A 19493-nucleotide genomic window follows, 5' to 3' on the forward strand; every position below is an offset into this window, starting at 1 on the left:
TTCCCGCCGCCCGGCCGTTACACCTGGCCAGAGGGTCAAGACTCGGCATCCGGGCCGTCCGGCGAGATAGCGTTCCCCCTCGTGACGACGCCAGCGGACGGCCCGCCGCCGTCGCCCGAGTGGGCGCCGGAACGCGAGGTCACCGCCGCGACGGCCGCCGCGCTGATCGCGGACCGGTTCCCCGGACTGCGCGGCGCGGCGGTCGAGCGGCTCGCGACCGGCTGGGACAACACGGTCTTCCGGGTCGGCGGCGAGTGGGCGTTCCGGTTCCCGCGCCGCCGGATCGCTGTGCCGGGGGTGGAGCGCGAGATCGCGGCGCTGCCCGTCCTCGCGCCGCGGCTGCCGCTGCCGGTGCCCGTGCCGCGCTACGCCGCCGGGCCGTCCGCCGGCTTCCCCTGGCCGTTCTGGGGCGGACGGCTGATCGAGGGCCGGGAGTTCGCCGACGTCCGCCCGCCGGACGCGGAGCGCGGCGCGCTCGCCGCCGGGATCGGGGGCTTCCTGCGCGCGCTGCACGACCCGGCGCTCGTCCGCGAGGCGGGGGAGGGGCTGCCGCTCGACCCGATGCGCCGCGCCGACCCGGCGCTGCGCGCGGAACGGACGCTCCCCCGCCTGGACGCCCTCGCCGCGCTCGGCGCCTGGGACCGCGACCCGGCCGTGGAGGCGTTCCTCGCCGCCGCGCGCGACCGGCGCCCGCCGGACGGCGAGCCGGTGATCGTCCACGGGGACCTGCACGTCCGGCACCTGCTCCTCGGGCCGGACGGCCGCGCCGCCGGGATCATCGACTGGGGCGACGTGTGCCTGGCCGACCCGGCCGTCGACCTGTCCCTCGCCTACGCCGGGTTCGGCGGCGACGCGCGGGCCGCGTTCCTCGCCGCGTACGGGCCGGTGTCGCCGGACCAGGAGGCCGCCGCGCGGACGCTGGCGCTCAACCTGAGCGCGACGCTCGCCGAGTACGCCGCGTCCACCGGACGGGACGCGCTGCTGGCCGAGTCGCTCGCCGGGATCGCCCGCGCCGTCGCCCGCCCCTAGCGGGCGGCGGCCAGGTAGACGCGGACGGCGGTGCCGTCCGGCCCGGTGTGCATCCGGACGAGGTCGGCGAGGTGGTTGACCATCAGGACGCCGCGTCCGCCGTTCGGGCTCATGTTCGCCGGGCGCCGCCCGACCAGCGGGTCGGTGATCGTCCCGGCGTCCCGCACCTCGCAGACGACCTGGCCGTCCTCCGCCCACAGCCGCGCCGTGCCCACGCCGCCGCCGTGCAGGCACGAGTTCGCGGCCAGCTCGTTCACCGCCAGCTCCAGGTCGCCCGTCGCCGCCTCGCCGAGGCCGAGCCGCGGCCCCCACCGGGTGACGAACTCCCGGACGAGCGGCAGCGTGTCGAGGTCGAAGCCCATCGCGACCGCGCCCGGCGGCGGCTCCGGCAGCGGCAGGTTGTAGTCGCTGATCACGCGGTCCGGCGCGTAGTCGTCGCTCACCCGCTCGCCGTGCCGGTCGATCACGACGGGATGGGTGGCGCGGGCGTCGTCGATCACGGCGGGGTCGAGGCCGGCCGTGTCGTAGGGGCACAGGATCGACACGCCGCGCCCCGCGAACGCCAGGTTGATCAGCGCCTCGTGCTGCGCGCAGGCCGGGTACTCGGTGGCGGACCGGCCGGGCCAGACCGGCTCGCCGATGATCCGCACCCGGCCCGCCGGGTGCCGGTCGGCGAAGTCGCGGAGCACGCCGGGGATGATGCGGCCCGGGTTGCGCCCCGCCTCGGTCATGTCCAGCCAGGTCACCCCGTCGGCGACGGCGCCGAGCGCGTCGCGCAGGACGTCGAGCCGGGCGCCCGGGACGGCGACCGCGACGGGCTCGCCGGCGCATCGGCCCGCGCGGACGAACGGCACGGTCCCCGCGAGGTACTCGGCGTCGTCGCGGTAGAAGAGCGCCGGATGGACGAACGGGTCGCGTGGCGGCGCGCCCGGCCCCCGTGGCCGGGGCCGGGGCCGCGGGCTCGCCGCGCGGTCTCCCTCGTTCGGATATGGCATCACGTGCACGTGCATCGCAAGTGGAGGGGTAGGCGGGGGGCGGCGTGCCCGCGAACCGGTCGCGTGCGCGTCCCCCGAGGTCGGAAGGGCGTCCTCGAATGGTAACCGGACTTACGGATACCCCTTACGGGCCGCTAAAAAACAAGGGATGCCGGTAAAAATCTCGTAGCAGCGTCAGCGGTCGGCCAGCAGGAGGGCGTCCACCACGTCGGTCAGCGTGCCGCGCCGACGGTACGCGGCGCGCTGCCGCTCGGCGCCCGTACCGCCCGCGAGCAGCCGCCGGACGCCGTCCGCGACCGTGCGGAGGTCGCCGCTCGCCTCCAGCGCGGGCCGCACATGGGCCATCAGGGCGCCGGTCTGCTCGCGGAACCCGGCGGGGCGGCCGGTCCGCACGTCCACGCCGGTCCCGCCGAGGCCGTCGCGCGCGGCGAGCCAGTACGCGGCGCGCAGCATCTCCGGGGACGGGTCGGGCGGCGGCTCGCCCGCGTCCACGGCCGCCGACGACACCTCCACCAGCGCGCGGATCAGCGCGGCGAACACGACGGCGTCGGCGGCGGACGGGGCGACGTCCGCGAGCCGCACCTCCACGGTGGGCAGCCGGGCGGACGGCCGCACGTCCCAGAAGATCGTGCCGGCGTCCATCAGCGCGCCGCAGCCGAGCAGCGTGCCGACGAGGTCCTCGTAGTGGGCGGACGACTCGAAGAACGGCGGCGGCCCCGCCACCGGCCAGCGCGCCCACGTCATCACCCGCCAGCAGGCGTGCCCGGTGTCGCGCCCGGCCCAGTACGGCGAGTTCGCGGCGAGCGCCAGCAGCGTCGGCAGCCAGGGCCGCAGATGGTTGCTGACCTGGACGGCGCGCTCCCGGTCCGGCATCTCGACGTGGACGTGGCACGAGCAGATGCTCTGCTCGTCGTCCAGCGCCCGGTAGATGGCGCGGCTCTCGGCGTAGCGCGCGCCCGCGCCGATCGGGGCGGGGAACAGGTCGCCGAGGATCGGGGTCCCGGAGGCGGCCAGCCGGACGCCCTCGGCCGCCGCCGCTGCCGCCATCGCCGCCCGCATGGACCGGACCTGCTCGCCGAGCTTGTCGATGTCGTCGCAGGGCGCCGTCTTCGCCTCGGCCAGGAACGCGACGAGCTCGGTGGAGGCTCGATCGCCGAGAGCGGCGGACGCCCGCCGCACCACGGCGGGGGCGCGCGGAACGACCTCCCGGGTGCCGGGATCGACGACGAAGTACTCTTCCTCGATTCCGAAACGCGGGGCCATCCCACCACCTCGGGGCCGGGAGCGACGCAGGGGGCGACTCCCTTCGACCGTACGTGGCCGCCGCCGCGTTCGCACCTGCCGGACGGCCCGAAACGGTCACCGGGGAGCGCCTTGATCCATCCTTGACGCGCCGCCCGGTTCCTACCCTGCCGTCCGGTTCAAGGCTTGATCAGGGGTTGCTCAGGGACCGGGGTCGAAGAAGTACATCGACAGCGCGATCAGGTGTGTGATCACGACCACGCCGATGCCGAAGAAGAACAGCATCTTGGCGGGGGCGTGCGGGAACACCTTCCCCGGCTTGAGCGGGCCGCGCTCGCGCTGCCGCGCCGCGATCCGCTCCTCGATCGGAGGCCGCCCGAACATGCCGCGGTCCGCCGTCAGTGCCGCGGCTCGTCGACGACGACGTCCGTCATGATGTCGACGGCCAGGGCGATGATCGCGCCGACCGCGGCGATCGCCGCGCCCACACCGAACACGACCCAGTCGGGGCCGAGGACGACGCCGACGCCGCCGACGACGAAACCGACGAAGATGATGGCCACGGCTACCCAGGACTTCGGGCGCCCGGCGTGGCTGCCAGTCGACATGCGTGCGTCTTCCCTTTGCGAGGATCGGGTGGAGGGGCGGGCCCGCCAGGCGCTGGGGGCGCTGGGGGCTACGCGCCGAACTCTAGCAACGCCCCACGCCACCGGGCGTTCCGGGGTACCGTGAGCGCCCCGCCGGAGGGTCCCGCCGGACGCGCCGGACCGAAGGCCGTTCGGTTCCGCGCCACCCCGGCTTCAGGCCGGATTCAGGCGGTTGCCTACGATCCAGAGCATGACGGTGCCGCCTGAGGAACTCGAACTGGCCGCCGCCTTCCCCCCGGCCGAGCGCGACCGGTGGCGGGAGATGGTGAAGGGGGTGCTGCGCAAATCGGGCGCGGCGACGGACGACACCCCGCTCGACGCGGTCGAGGGCCTGCTGACCCGCGAGTCCTACGACGGGGTGCCGATCGCCCCGCTCTACGCGCGCGAGGACGCGCCGCCGGGACGCCCCGGGCTCGCCCCCTACGTCCGCGCGGTGCGGCCGGACGGCGAGGGCCTCGCGGGCTGGGACGTCCGGCAGCGCCACGCGCACCCCGACCCGGCCGTGACCCGCGAGGCGATCCTTGCCGACCTGGAGAACGGCGCCACGTCCCTCTGGCTGCGGCTGGGCGCGGGCGGGCTGCCGGTGGCGGCGCTGCCCGAGGCGCTGCGCGGCGTCCTGCTCGACCTCGCGCCCGTCGCGCTGGACGCGGGAGCCGAGACGGGCGGGGCGGCGGAGGCCTTCCTCGACCTGGTCACCGGGCGCGGGAACGCGGCCGACGTGTCCGGCGCGCTGGGCGCCGACCCGCTCGGCCTGGCCGCCCGCACCGGGACCCCCGGCTCCCTCGACGAGGCGGCGGCGCTGGGCGTCCGCTGCGCCCGCGAGTTCCCGAAGCTGCGCGCGATCGTCGCCGACGGGACCCCGTACCACGACGCGGGCGGCTCCGACTCCGAGGAACTGGGCGCGGTCGTCGCCGCCGGGGTCGCCTACCTGCGCGCCCTCACCGAAGCGGGCCTGACCGTGGACGAGGCGTTCGGCCAGATCGAGTTCCGCGTCGCCGTCGACGCCGACCAGTTCTCCTCGATCGCCAAGCTCCGCGCCCTGCGGCGGTTGTGGGCGCGGGTGACCGAGGTCAGCGGCGCGACCGAGGGGGCGGACGCGCGGATCCACGCGGTCACCTCGGCCGCGATGATGACGCGCCGCGACCCCTGGGTGAACATGCTCCGCACCACCGTCGCCGCGTTCGCGGCCGGGGTCGGCGGCGCCGACGCGGTGACCGTCCTGCCGTACGACGTCCGCCTCGGCCTCCCGGACGGCTTCACCCGCCGCATCGCCCGCAACACCCAGACCCTCCTGCTGGAGGAGTCGAGCCTCGCCCGCGTCGTCGACCCGGCGGGCGGCTCCTGGTACGCCGAGAGCCTCACCGAGGGCGTCGCGCAGGCCGCCTGGACGTGGTTCACCGAGATCGAGAAGGCCGGGGGACTCGCCGCAGCGCTCGAATCGGGCCTGGTCGCGGACCGGATCGCCGCGACCTGGGCGCGCCGCCGCAAGGACATCGCCCGGCGCAGGGCCCCGCTCACCGGCGTCAGCGAGTTCCCGAACCTGGCCGAGACCCTCCCCGAACGCGAACCGGCCCCGGCCGAGCCCGGCGGCGGGCTGCCCGTCGTCGCCTACGCGCAGGACTTCGAGGCCCTGCGCGACCGCTCCGACGCCCACGCCGCCGCGTCCGGCGCGCGGCCGCGGGTGTTCCTCGCGACGCTCGGGCCGGTCGCCGTCCACACGGCGCGGGCGTCGTTCGCCGCCAACCTGTTCCAGGCGGGCGGGATCGAGACCGTCAGCGGGGCGCCGGAGGAGTTCGCCGCGTCCGGGGCGTCCGTCGCCTGCCTCTGCTCCGGCGACGACGTGTACGCCGAGCGGGCCGCCGACGCCGCCCGGATCCTGCGCGACGCGGGCGCCGTGAAGATCTGGCTCGCGGGTAAGGGAACCTACGAGGGGGTCGACGGGCACGTCCACGCGGGCTGCGACGCGGTCGAGGCGCTGGCGGCCACCCTCCGTGATCTGGGAGTGAGCGAATGATCCCCGACTTCAGCGAGATCGACCTCGGGACGGCGCCCCCCGCCGACGAGGCCGCCAAGCGCTGGCGCGCCGCCGTCGCCGACGCCACCGGCGCCGAGCCCGAGGCCCAGGTCTGGGACACCCCGGAGGGCATCGGCGTCAAGCCCCTCTACACCGGCGACGACCTGGCCGGGCTCGACTTCCTCGGCACCTACCCGGGCATCGCGCCGTTCCTGCGCGGCCCCTACCCGGCGATGTACGCGACCCAGCCGTGGACGATCCGGCAGTACGCCGGGTTCTCCACCGCCGAGGAGTCCAACGCCTTCTACCGGCGCAACCTCGCGGCCGGGCAGAAGGGCCTGTCCGTCGCGTTCGACCTCGCGACCCACCGCGGCTACGACTCCGACCACCCGCGCGTGTCCGGGGACGTCGGCATGGCGGGCGTCGCGATCGACTCCATCTACGACATGCGGCAGCTCTTCGACGGCATCCCGCTGGACCGGATGAGCGTGTCGATGACCATGAACGGCGCGGTGTTGCCCGTCCTCGCGCTCTACATCGCGGCGGCCGAGGAGCAGGGGGTGAAGCCGGAGGCCCTCGCGGGGACGATCCAGAACGACATCCTCAAGGAGTTCATGGTCCGCAACACCTACATCTACCCGCCGCAGCCGTCCATGCGGATCATCTCCGACATCTTCGCGTTCACCTCGCGGCGGATGCCGAAGTACAACTCCATCTCGATCTCCGGCTACCACATCCAGGAGGCGGGGGCGACCGCAGACCTGGAGCTGGCCTACACGCTCGCCGACGGCGTCGAGTACATCCGCGCCGGGCGCGACGCGGGCCTGGACGTCGACGCGTTCGCCCCCCGCCTGTCGTTCTTCTGGGCCATCGGCATGAACTTCTTCATGGAGGTCGCGAAGCTCCGTGCGGCCCGCCTGCTCTGGGCGAAGCTCGTGAAGACGTTCGACCCGCGGAACCCGAAGTCGCTGTCGCTGCGGACGCACTCGCAGACGTCCGGCTGGTCCCTCACGGCGCAGGACGTCTACAACAACGTCGCCCGCACCTGCGTCGAGGCCATGGCCGCCACGCAGGGGCACACGCAGTCCCTGCACACCAACGCGCTGGACGAGGCCCTCGCCCTCCCGACCGACTTCTCCGCCCGCATCGCCCGCAACACCCAGCTGCTCCTGCAGCAGGAGTCCGGGACGACCCGCGCCATCGACCCGTGGGGCGGCAGCGCCTACGTCGAGCGGCTCACCTACGACCTCGCCCGCCGCGCCTGGGGCCACATCACCGAGGTCGAGCGCGCGGGCGGGATGGCGAAGGCGATCGACGAGGGGCTGCCGAAGCTGCGCATCGAGGAGGCGGCGGCCCGCACCCAGGCCCGCATCGACTCCGGACGGCAGCCGGTCATCGGCGTCAACAAGTACCGTCCGGACGCCGAGCAGGAGATCGACGTCCTGAAGGTGGACAACGCGTCCGTCCGCGCGCAGCAGATCGACAAGCTGCGCCGCCTGCGGGACGAGCGCGACGAGCCCGTGACGCAGGCCGCGCTGGACGCCCTCACCCGCGCCGCCGAGGCCGCCGAGAGCGGTGACCGCGCCCCCGGCCTGGAGCAGAACCTCCTCGCCCTCGCCATCGACGCCGCCCGCGCCATGGCCACCGTCGGCGAGATCTCCGGCGCGCTGGAGAAGGCGTACGGGCGGCACGCCGCGCAGATCCGTACGATCTCCGGTGTGTACCGGGAGGAAGCCGGTCAGGTGACCGACATCGAGAGGGCCCGCGCCGCGACCGCCGCGTTCGAGGAGGCGGAGGGGCGGCGCCCGCGCATCCTCGTCGCGAAGATGGGGCAGGACGGCCACGACCGGGGCCAGAAGGTGATCGCGACCGGGTTCGCCGACCTCGGCTTCGACGTCGACGTGGGCCCGCTGTTCCAGACCCCCGCCGAGGTCGCCCGCCAGGCCGTCGAGGCCGACGTGCACGTCGTCGGCGTCAACTCGCTCGCCGCCGGGCACCTCACGCTGGTGCCCGCGCTGCGCGCCGAGCTCGCCGCGCTGGGCCGGGAGGACATCATGATCGTCGTCGGCGGGGTCATCCCGCCCGGGGACTTCGCCGAGCTGCGCGCCGCCGGCGCCGCCGCGATCTTCGGGCCCGGCACCGTCCTCGCGGACGCCGCGCTCGGCCTGCTCGCCGAGCTGGCCGCGCGGCTGGGCCACGCAGAGCGGTGAACCCCGGCCTGGACGAGTACGCGGCCGGGGTCCTGGACGGGTCCCGGGCCTGGATCGCGCGCGCGATCACGCTCGTCGAGTCGACCAGGGCCGACCACCGGGAGCTGGCGCAGAAGCTGCTCGTCGAGCTGACCCCGCACGCCGGGGACGCGCGACGCGTCGGCGTCACCGGCGTCCCCGGCGTCGGCAAGTCGACGTTCATCGACGCGCTCGGCACCCGCCTCGCCGGGAACGGGCACAAGGTCGCGGTGCTCGCCGTCGACCCGTCCTCGACCCGGACGGGCGGCAGCATCCTCGGCGACAAGACCCGGATGCACCGCCTCGCCGCCGACCCGGACGCGTTCATCCGCCCCTCGCCCACGGCCGGGACGCTCGGCGGCGTCGCGAAGGCCACCCGCGAGGCGATGGTCGTCATGGAGGCGGCCGGGTACGACGTCGTCCTCGTCGAGACGGTCGGCGTCGGCCAGTCCGAGACGGCGGTCGCCGAGATGGTCGACACGTTCCTTTTCCTCACCCTCGCCCGCACCGGCGACCAGCTCCAGGGCATCAAGAAGGGCGTGCTGGAGCTGGCCGACGTCATCGCCGTGAACAAGGCGGACGGCGAGCACAAGCTGGAGGCCAAGCGGGCGGCGCGCGAGCTGTCCGGGGCGCTGCGGCTGCTGCGCGGCGACGCGCGCGGCCGGGAGGTGCCCGTCCTCACCTGCAGCGCCCTGGAGGGCGGCGGGCTGGAGGAGGTGTGGCGCCGGATCGCCGCGCACCACGACCGGCTCCGCGGCTCCGGCGAGCTGGACGCCCGGCGCCGCCGCCAGCAGGTCGGCTGGACGTGGGCGATGGTCCGCGAGCGGCTGCTCGCCGACCTGCGCGCCGACCCCGGCGTCCGGGAGCTCGCCCCCGAACTGGAGTCGGCGGTCGCGGACGGGACGCTCACCCCCGCGCTCGCCGCCGAGCGCATCCTGGCGGCGTTCGCGCGGCGCCGCTGAGCCGGGTCCCGGCGCCCGAAACGGCGTCCGAAACCGGCCCGGCGGGCTGGCCGCTAAGTGGGGTTGTCCGGGGTCCCGGCGGCGCCGCGCCGGGATCAGGTACAACAGTCGGATGGACGTCATCGCACTCGATGATCCAACGGACGCGCAGATCCGGGAGTGGCACGGCGTGCTCGCGGCCGTCCACGCCGCCGACCCGGGCGCGCAGCCCACGCCCGACCCGGACCTCACGACCCGGCTCCTGCTCGGCGCGGAGCCGGGGTCGCGGCAGCGGTTGTGGGGGGTGGCCGACGGGGCCGGGCTGGCCGCCGTGGCCCTGCTGCGGCTGCCCGGCGAGCCCGGCCCGGAACGGCCCGGCGAGATCGACGTCCAGGTCCGTCCCGAGCTTCGCCGCCGGGGGCTCGGCGGGCGGCTGCTCGCCGCCGCCGCCGAGGGGCTGCGCGCCGACGGCCGCACCAGCGTTATCACGCAGGTCCTCGCGGGCACCCCGGCCGTCCCGTTCCTGGAGTCGCACGGCTTCGAGTGCGTCCTCACGCTGCGCGGCATGCTGCTGCGGCTGGACGACCTGCCCGCCGGGCGCGTCGCGCGGCTCCTCGCGGCCGGGCCCGCCGGGTACCGGCTCGTCCGCTGGCACGGCGTCGTCCCGGACGAGCACGCCGCCGCCCTCGCCCGCGCCAAGCACGCCATGGCCGACTTCGCCGAGTACGAGGGCACGCCGTGGGACGCGCACCGCGTCCGGGAGACGGCGGAGATCGTCGCCAAGCGCGGCGACGACCTCTACACGGTCGCGGCGCTCGACGGCCCGGTGATCGCCGGGTTCACGGAGGTCGTCGTCCCGCACGACGCGACGGGACGGGCCGCGCAGTACGACACCGCCGTCGTCCCCGAGCACCGGGGGCGCCGCATCGGCATCTGGGTGAAGGCCGCGATGCTGAGCTGGCTGGCGGAGGCGCGTCCCGAGGTCCGCGAGATCGAGACCGACAACGTCAGCGACAACGTCCACATGCTCGCCGTCAACGCCGAACTCGGCTTCCGGGTGGAGCGCGAGTCCGTCGAATACCAGGCGGCCGTCACCGATCTCCTCGCCCTCCGCTGACCCTCCGGCGGCCGCTCCGCCGATTGCGTCCGCGCGAAAATGTGGTTGCCCGCCGTACCGCCGCGTCGGCACTCTTATGGAGGCTTCCGGGAAATGCCCGGAGGCCGGATAATTGCCGAAGCATTTCCCTGTCGTTCAACGGTTGAGCGCCGCATCGTTATTGCGGATATCCAGGTTCGAATCCTGGCGGGGGAGCCGCGGGACGGAGGTGGAGCGGTGAACGTGCTCGTCCTGAACGCGTCGTACGAGCCCTTGCAGCGGGTCGACCTGCAGCACGCCATCCGCATGCTGGTCCGCGAGGTCGCGGTCGTCGAGGAGGCGGAGGAGGGCCGTACCTTCGGCCGCTTCCCGGTGCCGCGTGTCCTGCGCCTCGTCCGCTATGTCGCGATGCGCTGGCGGCACGGGCGGCGTCCGCCCTGGAGCAAGCGCGGCGTGTACCTGCGCGACCGGGGCCTGTGCTGCTACTGCGGACGGCGCGGCAACACGATCGACCACGTCCACCCGCAGTCCCGCGGCGGCCTCGACACCTGGGAGAACACCGTCCTGGCGTGTGGGAAGTGCAACAACCGCAAGGGCGACCGGACGATCGCCGAGGCCGGTCTGAGGCTCCTGTCGGGGCCGCGCGTCCCGCGCTGGGACGAACTCGTCGGCTGACGCGGGAACACCGGCGCTCGGAGCCCGGGGGCCGTGCCGCGACATGCGGCGCGGCCCCCTCGGCGTCCGGTGACCTTGCGGTAACTCTATGTGTTTTTCGAAGCATCTGAGGCGAAATGGGCGATTGTGGTAGCGTGCCGCCAATCTTGAGCTTTGTTATCTAGGAGAGATCTGTGGCGGCGCTCGATCCCCTCGGCAGGCCGACCCGCTCCGGCGGGCGCAGGACGGCGCGGCGGCTCGCGGCGCTCGTCCTCGTGGCGGGCGTCTCGGCGGCGCTGCCGCCGGCGGCCGGCAGCGCCGCGGGCCTCCCGCAGAAACCGAAGGACCTCAAGAAGGAGTACGCCGAACTCCAGAAGCGCGCGGACAAGCTGTCGAAGGAGTACCGGGGCGAGCTGATCTCGCTCGACGAGGCGAAGAAGGCCGCCGAGCGCGCGGGCCTCGACGCCGCCCGCGCCGGGCGCGACTACGACGCCGCCCGCGCCGACGTGGCCCGGCTCGCGGCCGGCACGTACATGAACGGGCGGCTCGACGTCGTCCCGATGATCTCCGCCGCCGAGCCGGGCGCCGCCGTCCACGACGCCGCCGTCATCGAGCACATCAGCCTCAACAACGGGCGGCGCGTCCAGAACCTGCGGGCCATGCAGACGAAGGCGACGCAGTCCCAGGACACGGCCCGCAAGAAGATCGACGCGGTGAAGAAGGAGATCGACGACCTGGAGGGCCAGCGCGCCCGGGTCAAGAAGCTCCTCGCCAAGTACAAGCCCGAAGCGACGCAGGGCCCCGCCGGAGGCGGACGCCCGGACGGCGTCAGCGGCACGAAGTCGCCCATCGTCGGCAACTCGATGACCGCGCGGATGCGGACCGCCCTGCTGGAGATCGACGGCAAGTTCGGGCCGTTCCCTACCATCGGCTGCTCGCGTCCCGGCGACCCGCAGGACCACGGCTCCGGCACGGCCTGCGACTTCATGGAGAGCACCGGCGGCAAGATGCCGAGCGCCTCCGCCCAGGCCCACGGCGACCGCGTCGCCCAGTTCGTGATCGACAACGCGTCCCGGCTCGGCATCAAGTACGTCATCTGGAAGCAGCGCATCTACGACATGCGCGGCAGCGGCGGCTGGCGCGCCATGGAGGACCGGGGCAGCGTCACCCAGAACCACTTCGACCACGTCCACGTCTCCGTGCTCTAACCCACCCGGCCGAGACCGTGAGCGTGCCTTACGGGGTGTCGAGGGGGATCACGGTGTGTTCCTCGGCGGAGCGGGCGGCGGCGTCGATGACCTCCAGGCCGATGATCGCGTCGGCGAGGGTGACCGGTGGGGGAGCGGCCTCGGTGAGGGTGCGGGCGACGGCCGCGTAGAACTCCTGGTAGGCGCCTGGCAAGGTGGGCTCGGGACGTTCGTCGCCGGGCGTCCCGACTACGCCGGAGGCGTCCGGGGGTGCGATTCCGTAGCCCGGTTCCTTTGGGGTTAGGCCCGCGCGGAGTTGCTCTTCCTGCACGTCCATGCCGGACACCGTGTACGCCGCGCGGCTCCCGAGCACCCGGAACCTCGGGCCGAGGCGCGCGGCGGTCGCGCTCATCCACAGGTGCGAGCGGACGCCGCCCGGGTGCGTCAGGGAGAGGAAGACGTCGTCGGGGGTCGCCGCGCCCGGACGCCGCGCGTCGATCTCCGCGTAGACCTCCGCCGGACGTCCGAACAGCGCGACCGCCTGGTCGATCAGATGGGAGCCGAGGTCGAACAGGATGCCGCCCGCCTCGCGCGGGTCGGTGCTCTCCTTCCAGCCGGGCCGCACCTCCGGCCGCCACCGCTCGAACCGCGACTCGAACCGAAGGACGTCCCCGAGCGCGCCATCGTCGATCAGCCGCCGCGCCGTCTGGAAGTCGCCGTCGAAGCGCCGGTTGTGGAACGGGAACACCGGCAGCCCTCGGACGGCGCTCAGCGCGGCGAGCGAGCGGGCGTCCGCGACCGAGGCCGCGACCGGCTTGTCCACGACGACCGGGACGCCGGACGTCAGCGCCGCCCGCGCGAGCGGCACGTGCTGCCGGTTCGGCGCGCTGACCACCACCAGGTCGTAGCCGCCGGGAGCGCTCCACAGCCGGTCGGCGCTCTCCACGACCTCCGCGTCCGGGTACCGCTCCCGCACCGCGCGCCGCCGCTCCGGCGCGCCGGTGACGACCGCCGCGAGCCGCATCCCGGCCACGGACGAGATCAGCGGCGCGTGGAACAGCGAGCCGCCGGTGCCGTAGCCGATCAGTGCGACACGCAGGTCCATGTGACGATCATGTCCGATGGCGGGACGGCGGCCGGGAGGCGGGGTCCCGTCCGCGACCGGCCGGGCCGCGGGCACCGTCGCCGGGGCGGCATATTCTTCGGAGGGAGATCGCGGAAAGAGGGGGAGCCGGTGCCGAAGCCAGTGCTGCTGACCGTCGACGACGACCCGGGCGTGTCCCGGGCCGTGGCGCGGGACCTGCGCCGCCGGTACGCCGAGTCGTACCGGGTGGTGCGCGCCGAGTCCGGCCCCCAGGCCCTGGACGCGCTGCGCGAGCTGCGGCTGCGCGGCGAGGACACCGCCGTCATGGTCGCCGACCACCGGATGCCCGAGATGACCGGCGTGGAGTTCCTCGAACGGGCGATGGACCTGTTCCCGTACGCGCGGCGCGTCCTGCTCACCGCCTACGCCGACACCGACGCCGCGATCCGCGCGATCAACGACGTCGACCTCGACCACTACCTGCTGAAGCCGTGGGACCCGCCGGAGGAGAAGTTCTACCCGGTGATCGACGAGCAGCTCGACGCGTGGGCGCGCACCGAGCGGCACCAGCGGGGTGAGGCGCTGCGGGTCGTCGGGCACCGCTGGTCGGCGCGCTGCTACGAGGTCCGCGACTTCCTCGCCCGCCACCAGGTCCCCTACACGTGGCTGATGGACGACGACCCCGAGGGCGCGGAGCTGGTCGAGGCGGCCGACCGTCCGGAGCTGCCGCTGATCGTCCGGTCCGACGGGACGACGCTGTCCGCGCCGTCCGACGCGGCGCTGGCGTCCGCGATCGGGCTGCCGAGCACGCCGTCCACCGGGTTCTACGACCTGATCGTCGTGGGCGGCGGGCCGTCCGGGCTGGGCGCGGCCGTGTACGGGGCGTCCGAGGGGCTGCGGACGGTCGTCGTGGAGCGGCGCGCCCTCGGCGGGCAGGCCGGGCAGAGCTCCCGCATCGAGAACTACCTCGGCTTCCCGGACGGGGTGTCCGGCGCGCAGCTCGCCGACCGGGCCCGCCGCCAGGCCGACCGGTTCGGCGCCGAGCTGCTCCAGGCCGGGGAGGTCACGGCGCTGGAGGCGCGCGGCACGGCCCGCGTCGCCCGGCTGTCGGACGGCACGGAGATCGCCGCGCACGCCGTCATCCTCGCGACCGGCGTGTCCTACCGGCGGCTCAACGCCGAGGGCGTGGACGACTTCGTCGGACGGGGCGTCTTCTACGGCGCGGCGCTCACCGAGGCCCCGTCCTGCGCGGACGAGGAGGTCGCGGTCGTCGGCGGCGCGAACTCCGCCGGGCAGGCCGCCGTCCACCTCGCCAGGTACGCGAAGACGGTGCACCTGATCGTCCGGGCGGACGGCCTGGAGCGGTCGATGTCGCACTACCTGATCGAGCAGATCGCCGCGACGCCGAACATCGAGGTCCACACCGGCAAGACGGTGTGCGCGGCGGAGGGCGCCGACCGGCTGGAGCGGCTCACGTTCGCGTGGGCGGGCGGCAAGAAGACGATCGACGCGCACTGGCTGTTCGTGTTCATCGGAGCGGAGCCGGGCACCGGCTGGCTCGACGGCCTTGTCGAGCGCGACCCGCTCGGCTACGTGGTGACGGGCCCGGACCTCGTCGCCGGGGGCCGCCGCCCGGCGGGCTGGCCGCTCGCCCGCCAGCCGTACCACCTGGAGACGAGCGTCCCGGGCGTGTTCGCGGCGGGCGACGTCCGGGCGCAGTCGATGAAGCGCGTCGCGTCCGCGGTGGGCGACGGCGCGATGGCGGTGGCCCTGGTTCACCGCTATCTGGAGCAGGCATGAGCGCGAGCGAACCGGGGGGTGTGGGGGGTCGACCTCCCACAGGAAGCAGGCATGAGGGGGCGGGTATGAGCACGGCGACACCCGAGGAGCTGCGTGGGCTCTTCCTGTTCGAGGATCTCGACGACGAGAAGCTCGGCTGGCTGTCGGCGTACGGGACGGTCGAGACCTTCCCCGTGGACGGCGTGATCTGCGGGCAGGGCGACGACGCCGAGTTCCTGTACGTGCTGCTGGACGGCGAGATGGCGATGTCGCAGAACGTCCGCGGCCACATCGTCGAGGTGACGCGGACGGCGCGTCCCGGCACCTACGGCGGGGCGGTCCAGGCGTATCTCGGCGACCAGATCGAGCAGCGGTACCAGCACACGCTGCGCGCGGTGCGCGAGTGCCGGATGTTCGTGCTGCCCGCCCGCAAGTTCGGCAAGGCCGTCCGCCAGTGGTTCCCGATGGCGACGCACCTGCTCGCCGGGATCTTCTTCGGCATGACGAACCTGCGCCGCGCCGTCGACCAGCGGGAGCGGCTCACCGCGCTCGGCACGATCACCGCCGGGCTGACGCACGAGCTGAACAACCCGGCGGCGGCCGCGGCGCGGGCGAGCGCCGAGCTGGGGGAGCGCCTCACCGGCGCGCAGCGCAGCCTCGCGGACCTCGCCGCGCAGGGCGTCGACTGCACGCGGCTGAGCGCGCTCGTCTCGATGCGGCCGCAGCCCGCTCCGCCGGGGGTGCGGCGGAGCCCGCTGGAGGTCAGCGACGCCGAGGACGAGCTGGGCGACTGGCTGGAGGAGCACGGCGTCCCGGACGCCTGGGACGTTGCGCCCGGCCTCGTCGCGGCGGGCATCGGACCCGAGCAGGCGGCGGAGGTCGCGCGGATCGCGGACGACCACCTGTCCGCCGCGATCCGCTGGCTGGCGGAGGTCATGGAGGTCGCCCAGTTGCAGGCGGAGATCTCCAAGGCGACGGGCCGCATCACCGCCCTGCTCGACTCGGCCCGCCAGTACTCCCAGCTCGACCGCGCCCCCTACGTGCGGGCCGACCTGCGCGAACTGCTCGACAGCACGCTCACCATGCTGAAGCGCAAGATCGGCGCGGACGTGACGGTGAAGACCGACTACGACCCGGCGCTGCCGGAGGTCCCGGTCTACGCGGCCGAGCTGAACCAGGTCTGGACGAACCTGATCGTCAACGCCCTGTACGCGATGCAGGGCTCCGGCACGCTCACGATCCGCACCGGCCGCGAGAACGACCACGCGCTCGTGGAGATCGCCGACACCGGCGTGGGCATCCCCGAGGACGACATCGACCGGATCTTCACGCCGTTCTTCACCACGAAGCCGGTCGGGCAGGGGACGGGCCTCGGCCTCGACATCTCCTGGCGCATCGTCGCCGACCGGCACGGCGGCGACATCCGCGTCGAGTCGCTGCCGGGCGACACCCGCTTCAAGGTCCTGCTGCCGCTCACCGAGTCCGCCGCCCCCGAGCGGGCGGACTCGGCGGACGATCAGTAGGACTGGAGCTCCAGCAGGTTCCCGGCCGGGTCGCGCAGGTGCGCGGTGCGCAGCCCCGGCCCCCAGTCGGGACGGTCCCGCGCCCCGGCGACCAGCGTGGCGCCGAGCCCGCCGAGGGTCTTCGCTGCGGCGTCGACGTCGTCCACGCGGAACACGAGCATGGCCGCGTCCTGGCCGGCCGGGCCCGTCGAGCCGATCGCCTCCGCGATGCGCGCGCGGCCCATCACGACGAGGACGCCCTCGCCGCCGAGGTCCCAGTTCGCGTACTCGGCGGCGGGCAGCAGCTTGACCGGCTCGATCCCGAGCAGTTCGCGCAGCGCCGCCGCGTAGAAGCGGGCGGCGGGCTCGAAGTCGTCCACCAGCAGGCGCGGGTACAGCGCGTCCATGCGTCCCCCAAATCGTGGGTGTCCACCAATGATGGGTGGAACCCTACAATAACCGCATGGACGAGACCGCGGGACCGCTGCCGCCACGGCTGCTCGGCGTCACCACGTTCGCGCTGGCCCAGGTCGCGCGCGCGGGCCGGACGGCGATGGGCCGCATGATGGACGAGCACGGGCTCGGCCTCTGGCACTTCGCCGTCCTCGCCTCGCTGGACGACGCGGCCCCCGCCTCGCAGCGCGAGCTCGGCAGGCGGCTGCGCATCGACCCGAGCGACCTGGTCGAGGTCGTCGGGAGGCTGGCGGACGCGGGGCTCGTCCGGCGCGAGCGCGACCCGTCCGACCGCCGCCGCTACGTCGTGGAGCTGACCGCGGACGGCCGCGCCGAACTGGACGAGGTGACCCGCCGCGCCGCCGCGCTCGACGACCGCCTCCTCGAACCCCTGGGCGCGGACGACCGGGCGGCGTTCGAGCGGATCGTCCGCGTGCTGCTCGTCCACCACGACCCGCGGGCGCGCCCCGAGGACGCGCCGGAGCCGGACGGGACGCGGGCTACTCGAACAGGTCGGGCTGCTCGCGGGTGATCTGGTCGTAGAGGGGCTGGTAGTTGATCCAGCCGACCAGGTCGTTGCCGATCTGCTCGTGCGTCAGGACGGCGTTGTCGTGCTCGATCGGGACGACCGGCCCCGCGGCCTGGGCGAGGAGCTGCACCTGGCACGACCGCTCCATCGTGATGAACCACCAGGCGGCCGCGTCGACCGTGTCGCCGACGGTGAGCAGGCCGTGGTTGCGCAGGATGACCGCCTTGTGGCCGCCGAGCGCGGCGGCGATGCGCTTGCCCTCCTCCAGGTCGGTGACGACGCCCGTGTAGTCGTCGAAGAGGCCGTGGTCCTGGTAGAACGCGCAGACGTCCTGCGTGATCGGCTCCAGCCTCCGGCCGAGCGCGGACATCGCCCGCCCGTACGTGGAGTGGCTGTGCGCGGCGGCGACGACGCCCGGCCGCGCCTGGTGGATCTGCGAATGGATCGCGAACGCGGCCTCGTTGACCGGGTAGCGCCCCTCGACGACCTTGCCCTCGTGGTTCACCAGGATCAGGTCGCTGACCCTGATGTGCTTGAACGACATGCCGAACGGGTTGACCCAGAAGTGGTCCGTGCGCTCGGGGTCGCGGGCCGTGATGTGCCCGGCGACGCCCTCCTCGAACCCGAACCTGCCGAACAGGCGCAGCGCGGCGGTGAGGCGCTCCTTGCGGTGCCTGCGCTCGTCCGCGACGTCGTCGAACGACGGCGGCAGCCGGAAGATCAGGTCGGTCGGCAGCTTCTCCAGGAACTCGTCGTCATCGGACATGGCGTACTCCTCGGCTCGTCTACCGCCCACGGAACACCATGCCGGCGCGCCGCGGCTAGACCGGGGCGATCCAAGTGTCCCGTACCCGGTTGTCCAAGACGGACAAATCCGGGCGCACAATGGGGTGATGGAGCAGGTGACCGGCGACCGGTTCCTGCGGTTGCTGATCGAGAACGGCGCCGACGCGGCGCTGCTGGAGTCGGCCGTCCGCGCCGCCCGCGGCCGGTCGGACCTGGTCGCCGCGCTGCCCGAGGAGGAGACCAGGCGGCACACCCGCGCGCTGGTCCAGGGCGTGCTCGGCGCGCTGGCGGACGGCGGGCCGGGCCCGGACGTCCTCGCGGCGGCGGAGCGGCTCGGCTCGGACCGGGCCCGGCAGGGCGTCCCGGTCGCCGCGTTCCTGGACGGCTTCCAGGCGGGCCGCGCCCACCTCGTCCGGACGATCGTCGCCGAGGGCCGCCGCGCGGGCGTCCCGGACGGCGTCCTCCTCGACGGCGTCACCCGCATCGACGAGATCACCACGGCGCTCGTCCACCGGATGGTGCACGCGCACCGGGTCGCGGAGCTGGAGATGGCCCGGACGGTCCGGGAGGGGCGCGTGCAGATGCTGCGGCAGCTCCTGCACGGCGAGGCCGTCCCGGTGCGCGCGCCGCTGGAGGCGGCGGCGGCGTACCGGTGCGTGGTGTCCGACGTCAGCGACCCGGCGGTGGCGGCGCGGCTGGAGGCCGAGCTCACCGCGGCGGGTCCCGCGCTGGGCGGGCTGGTCGACGGGCGGTTCGCGGCCCTGGCCGCCCGCGTCCCCGACGCGCTCGGCGGCGAAGGCGAGGCGCTGCTGGTGGCCGCGCCGCCCGCCCGTCCCGCCGAGGTCGCGCCGCTGTACGAGCTGGCGCGGCGCTCGCTCCGGGCGGGCGCCGCAGCCGGGCTCACCGGCCCGCGCGACCTCACCGGCCTCGCGCTCCTCACCGTCACCGAGGCGGAGCCGGAACTCGGCCGCCTGCTCGCGGACGCGCTGCTCGCGGGCCTCGACCCGGACGACCCGTTCCACGTCGAGCTGGCCGCGACCGGGCTCGCCTACCTCGACCACGGCGGCCGGGTCGAGCCGACGGCGGCCGCGCTGCACGTCCACGGCAACACGGTCAAGTACCGGATCGGGCGGCTGCGGGAGCTGACCGGCCGCCCCCTGCCGGGCCCCGCGGGCGGGGCGGCGGTGGCGGAGGCCGCGACCCTGTGGTGGGCCCTGCGCCGGTGGCTGGCCGGGGCCGCGCCATGATCTGTCGGCCGTGATCGAACGGCCGTGATCCAACGGGGGCGTCCCGTCCGGGGGCGTCCGAGAACGAAGGGAAGGGGGAC

Annotated in this window: 18 protein-coding genes and 1 tRNA gene; 12 read left to right on the forward strand and 7 right to left on the reverse strand. The window is 74.5% G+C overall.

The window, feature by feature from the left end; translation table 11 throughout:
• Positions 1 to 81: 81 nt before the first annotated feature.
• Entirely contained in the window at positions 82 to 1029 is a 948-nt protein-coding gene (locus tag FXF65_RS39930) for a phosphotransferase (protein ID WP_246199418.1), read from the forward strand.
• On the opposite strand, the gene FXF65_RS39935 is transcribed toward FXF65_RS39930, so the two are convergent.
• The 4 genes from FXF65_RS39935 to FXF65_RS39950 form a co-directional block, all read right to left on the reverse strand.
• Positions 1026 to 2024, reverse strand: coding sequence for a sensor histidine kinase (locus FXF65_RS39935; RefSeq protein ID WP_148355681.1), 999 nt, complete (start codon positions 2022 to 2024; stop codon positions 1026 to 1028). The genes FXF65_RS39930 and FXF65_RS39935 overlap by 4 nt on opposite strands.
• 174 nt (positions 2025 to 2198) lie before the next feature.
• Entirely contained in the window at positions 2199 to 3287 is a 1089-nt protein-coding gene (locus tag FXF65_RS39940) for a carboxylate-amine ligase (protein WP_148355682.1), read from the reverse strand.
• Between the two features lie 180 nt (positions 3288 to 3467).
• The gene (locus FXF65_RS39945; RefSeq protein WP_148355683.1) at positions 3468 to 3650 is read right to left on the reverse strand and encodes a hypothetical protein; all 183 of its coding nucleotides are present in this window, start codon (positions 3648 to 3650) and stop codon (positions 3468 to 3470) included.
• 14 nt (positions 3651 to 3664) lie between these two features.
• Positions 3665 to 3874: an HGxxPAAW family protein gene (locus tag FXF65_RS39950; RefSeq protein ID WP_148355684.1), complete on the reverse strand. Its 210-nt coding sequence runs from the start codon at positions 3872 to 3874 to the stop codon at positions 3665 to 3667.
• A gap of 229 nt (positions 3875 to 4103) precedes the next feature.
• Between FXF65_RS39950 and FXF65_RS39955 the strand changes: the two genes are divergently transcribed.
• The 7 genes from FXF65_RS39955 to FXF65_RS39985 all read left to right on the forward strand — a co-directional run bounded on the left by FXF65_RS39955 (position 4104) and on the right by FXF65_RS39985 (position 12054).
• Positions 4104 to 5927 carry a methylmalonyl-CoA mutase subunit beta gene (locus FXF65_RS39955; protein ID WP_148355685.1) on the forward strand — a complete coding sequence of 608 codons (1824 nt, stop codon included), beginning with the start codon at positions 4104 to 4106 and terminating at the stop codon, positions 5925 to 5927.
• Entirely contained in the window at positions 5924 to 8137 is a 2214-nt protein-coding gene (scpA, locus tag FXF65_RS39960; protein WP_148355686.1) for a methylmalonyl-CoA mutase, read from the forward strand. Before FXF65_RS39955 ends, scpA begins: the two co-directional genes overlap by 4 nt.
• Positions 8134 to 9117 carry a methylmalonyl Co-A mutase-associated GTPase MeaB gene (gene meaB / locus FXF65_RS39965; protein WP_148355687.1) on the forward strand — a complete coding sequence of 328 codons (984 nt, stop codon included), beginning with the start codon at positions 8134 to 8136 and terminating at the stop codon, positions 9115 to 9117. The genes scpA and meaB overlap by 4 nt, the downstream gene beginning before the upstream one ends.
• Positions 9118 to 9229: 112 nt before the next feature.
• The gene (locus FXF65_RS39970) at positions 9230 to 10213 is read left to right on the forward strand and encodes a GNAT family N-acetyltransferase (protein WP_148355688.1); all 984 of its coding nucleotides are present in this window, start codon (positions 9230 to 9232) and stop codon (positions 10211 to 10213) included.
• 124 nt (positions 10214 to 10337) lie between these two features.
• Positions 10338 to 10408: transfer RNA gene (locus tag FXF65_RS39975), tRNA-Asn, on the forward strand.
• A 21-nt stretch (positions 10409 to 10429) separates the two neighbouring features.
• Positions 10430 to 10867, forward strand: a complete 438-nt coding sequence (locus tag FXF65_RS39980; protein ID WP_148355689.1) for an HNH endonuclease — start codon at positions 10430 to 10432, stop codon at positions 10865 to 10867.
• Between the two features lie 173 nt (positions 10868 to 11040).
• Positions 11041 to 12054, forward strand: coding sequence for a coiled-coil domain-containing protein (locus FXF65_RS39985; protein WP_148355690.1), 1014 nt, complete (start codon positions 11041 to 11043; stop codon positions 12052 to 12054).
• 28 nt (positions 12055 to 12082) lie between these two features.
• Here the strand turns inward: FXF65_RS39985 and FXF65_RS39990 are convergent, their stop codons facing one another.
• The gene (locus tag FXF65_RS39990; protein ID WP_148355691.1) at positions 12083 to 13138 is read right to left on the reverse strand and encodes a Gfo/Idh/MocA family oxidoreductase; all 1056 of its coding nucleotides are present in this window, start codon (positions 13136 to 13138) and stop codon (positions 12083 to 12085) included.
• A 129-nt stretch (positions 13139 to 13267) separates the two neighbouring features.
• On the opposite strand from FXF65_RS39990, the gene FXF65_RS39995 reads away from it, so the two are divergent.
• Positions 13268 to 14917, forward strand: coding sequence for an NAD(P)/FAD-dependent oxidoreductase (locus tag FXF65_RS39995; RefSeq protein ID WP_246199419.1), 1650 nt, complete (start codon positions 13268 to 13270; stop codon positions 14915 to 14917).
• Positions 14918 to 14982: 65 nt separating this feature from the next.
• On the forward strand, positions 14983 to 16419 hold the full coding sequence (locus FXF65_RS40000) for an ATP-binding protein (protein WP_148355693.1): 1437 nt from the start codon (positions 14983 to 14985) through the stop codon (positions 16417 to 16419).
• Here FXF65_RS40000 and FXF65_RS40005 read toward each other — a convergent pair.
• Positions 16413 to 16805 (reverse strand): VOC family protein, encoded by a 393-nt coding sequence (locus tag FXF65_RS40005; protein ID WP_148355694.1) that lies wholly within the window; start codon positions 16803 to 16805, stop codon positions 16413 to 16415. The two genes, FXF65_RS40000 and FXF65_RS40005, sit on opposite strands and share 7 nt — an antisense overlap.
• Positions 16806 to 16861: 56 nt before the next feature.
• Here FXF65_RS40005 and FXF65_RS40010 point away from each other — a divergent pair, with 56 nt between their 5' ends.
• Positions 16862 to 17383 carry a MarR family winged helix-turn-helix transcriptional regulator gene (locus FXF65_RS40010; RefSeq protein WP_148355695.1) on the forward strand — a complete coding sequence of 174 codons (522 nt, stop codon included), beginning with the start codon at positions 16862 to 16864 and terminating at the stop codon, positions 17381 to 17383.
• Here FXF65_RS40010 and FXF65_RS40015 read toward each other — a convergent pair.
• Positions 17352 to 18146: a class II aldolase/adducin family protein gene (locus tag FXF65_RS40015; RefSeq protein ID WP_148355696.1), complete on the reverse strand. Its 795-nt coding sequence runs from the start codon at positions 18144 to 18146 to the stop codon at positions 17352 to 17354. The two genes, FXF65_RS40010 and FXF65_RS40015, sit on opposite strands and share 32 nt — an antisense overlap.
• A gap of 127 nt (positions 18147 to 18273) precedes the next feature.
• Between FXF65_RS40015 and FXF65_RS40020 the strand changes: the two genes are divergently transcribed.
• Positions 18274 to 19413 (forward strand): RsbRD N-terminal domain-containing protein, encoded by a 1140-nt coding sequence (locus tag FXF65_RS40020; RefSeq protein WP_246199420.1) that lies wholly within the window; start codon positions 18274 to 18276, stop codon positions 19411 to 19413.
• The last annotated feature ends 80 nt before the right edge of the window (positions 19414 to 19493 follow it).

The organism is Actinomadura syzygii, assembly GCF_008085905.1.
GTDB classification, from domain to species: domain Bacteria; phylum Actinomycetota; class Actinomycetes; order Streptosporangiales; family Streptosporangiaceae; genus Spirillospora; species Spirillospora syzygii.

What these genes read in the sequence shown, in the direction of transcription:
- FXF65_RS39935 (WP_148355681.1), bottom strand. Translation starts at nt 2,024, where the DNA reads ATGCCATATCCGAACGAGGGAGACCGCGCGGCGAGCCCGCGGCCCCGG.
- FXF65_RS39940 (WP_148355682.1), bottom strand. Translation starts at nt 3,287, where the DNA reads ATGGCCCCGCGTTTCGGAATCGAGGAAGAGTACTTCGTCGTCGATCCC.
- FXF65_RS39945 (WP_148355683.1), bottom strand. Translation starts at nt 3,650, where the DNA reads ATGTTCGGGCGGCCTCCGATCGAGGAGCGGATCGCGGCGCGGCAGCGC.
- FXF65_RS39950 (WP_148355684.1), bottom strand. Translation starts at nt 3,874, where the DNA reads ATGTCGACTGGCAGCCACGCCGGGCGCCCGAAGTCCTGGGTAGCCGTG.
- FXF65_RS39955 (WP_148355685.1), top strand. Translation starts at nt 4,104, where the DNA reads ATGACGGTGCCGCCTGAGGAACTCGAACTGGCCGCCGCCTTCCCCCCG.
- scpA (WP_148355686.1), top strand. Translation starts at nt 5,924, where the DNA reads ATGATCCCCGACTTCAGCGAGATCGACCTCGGGACGGCGCCCCCCGCC.
- FXF65_RS39970 (WP_148355688.1), top strand. Translation starts at nt 9,230, where the DNA reads ATGGACGTCATCGCACTCGATGATCCAACGGACGCGCAGATCCGGGAG.
- FXF65_RS39990 (WP_148355691.1), bottom strand. Translation starts at nt 13,138, where the DNA reads ATGGACCTGCGTGTCGCACTGATCGGCTACGGCACCGGCGGCTCGCTG.
- FXF65_RS40000 (WP_148355693.1), top strand. Translation starts at nt 14,983, where the DNA reads ATGAGCACGGCGACACCCGAGGAGCTGCGTGGGCTCTTCCTGTTCGAG.
- FXF65_RS40005 (WP_148355694.1), bottom strand. Translation starts at nt 16,805, where the DNA reads ATGGACGCGCTGTACCCGCGCCTGCTGGTGGACGACTTCGAGCCCGCC.
- FXF65_RS40010 (WP_148355695.1), top strand. Translation starts at nt 16,862, where the DNA reads ATGGACGAGACCGCGGGACCGCTGCCGCCACGGCTGCTCGGCGTCACC.
- FXF65_RS40015 (WP_148355696.1), bottom strand. Translation starts at nt 18,146, where the DNA reads ATGTCCGATGACGACGAGTTCCTGGAGAAGCTGCCGACCGACCTGATC.
- FXF65_RS40020 (WP_246199420.1), top strand. Translation starts at nt 18,274, where the DNA reads ATGGAGCAGGTGACCGGCGACCGGTTCCTGCGGTTGCTGATCGAGAAC.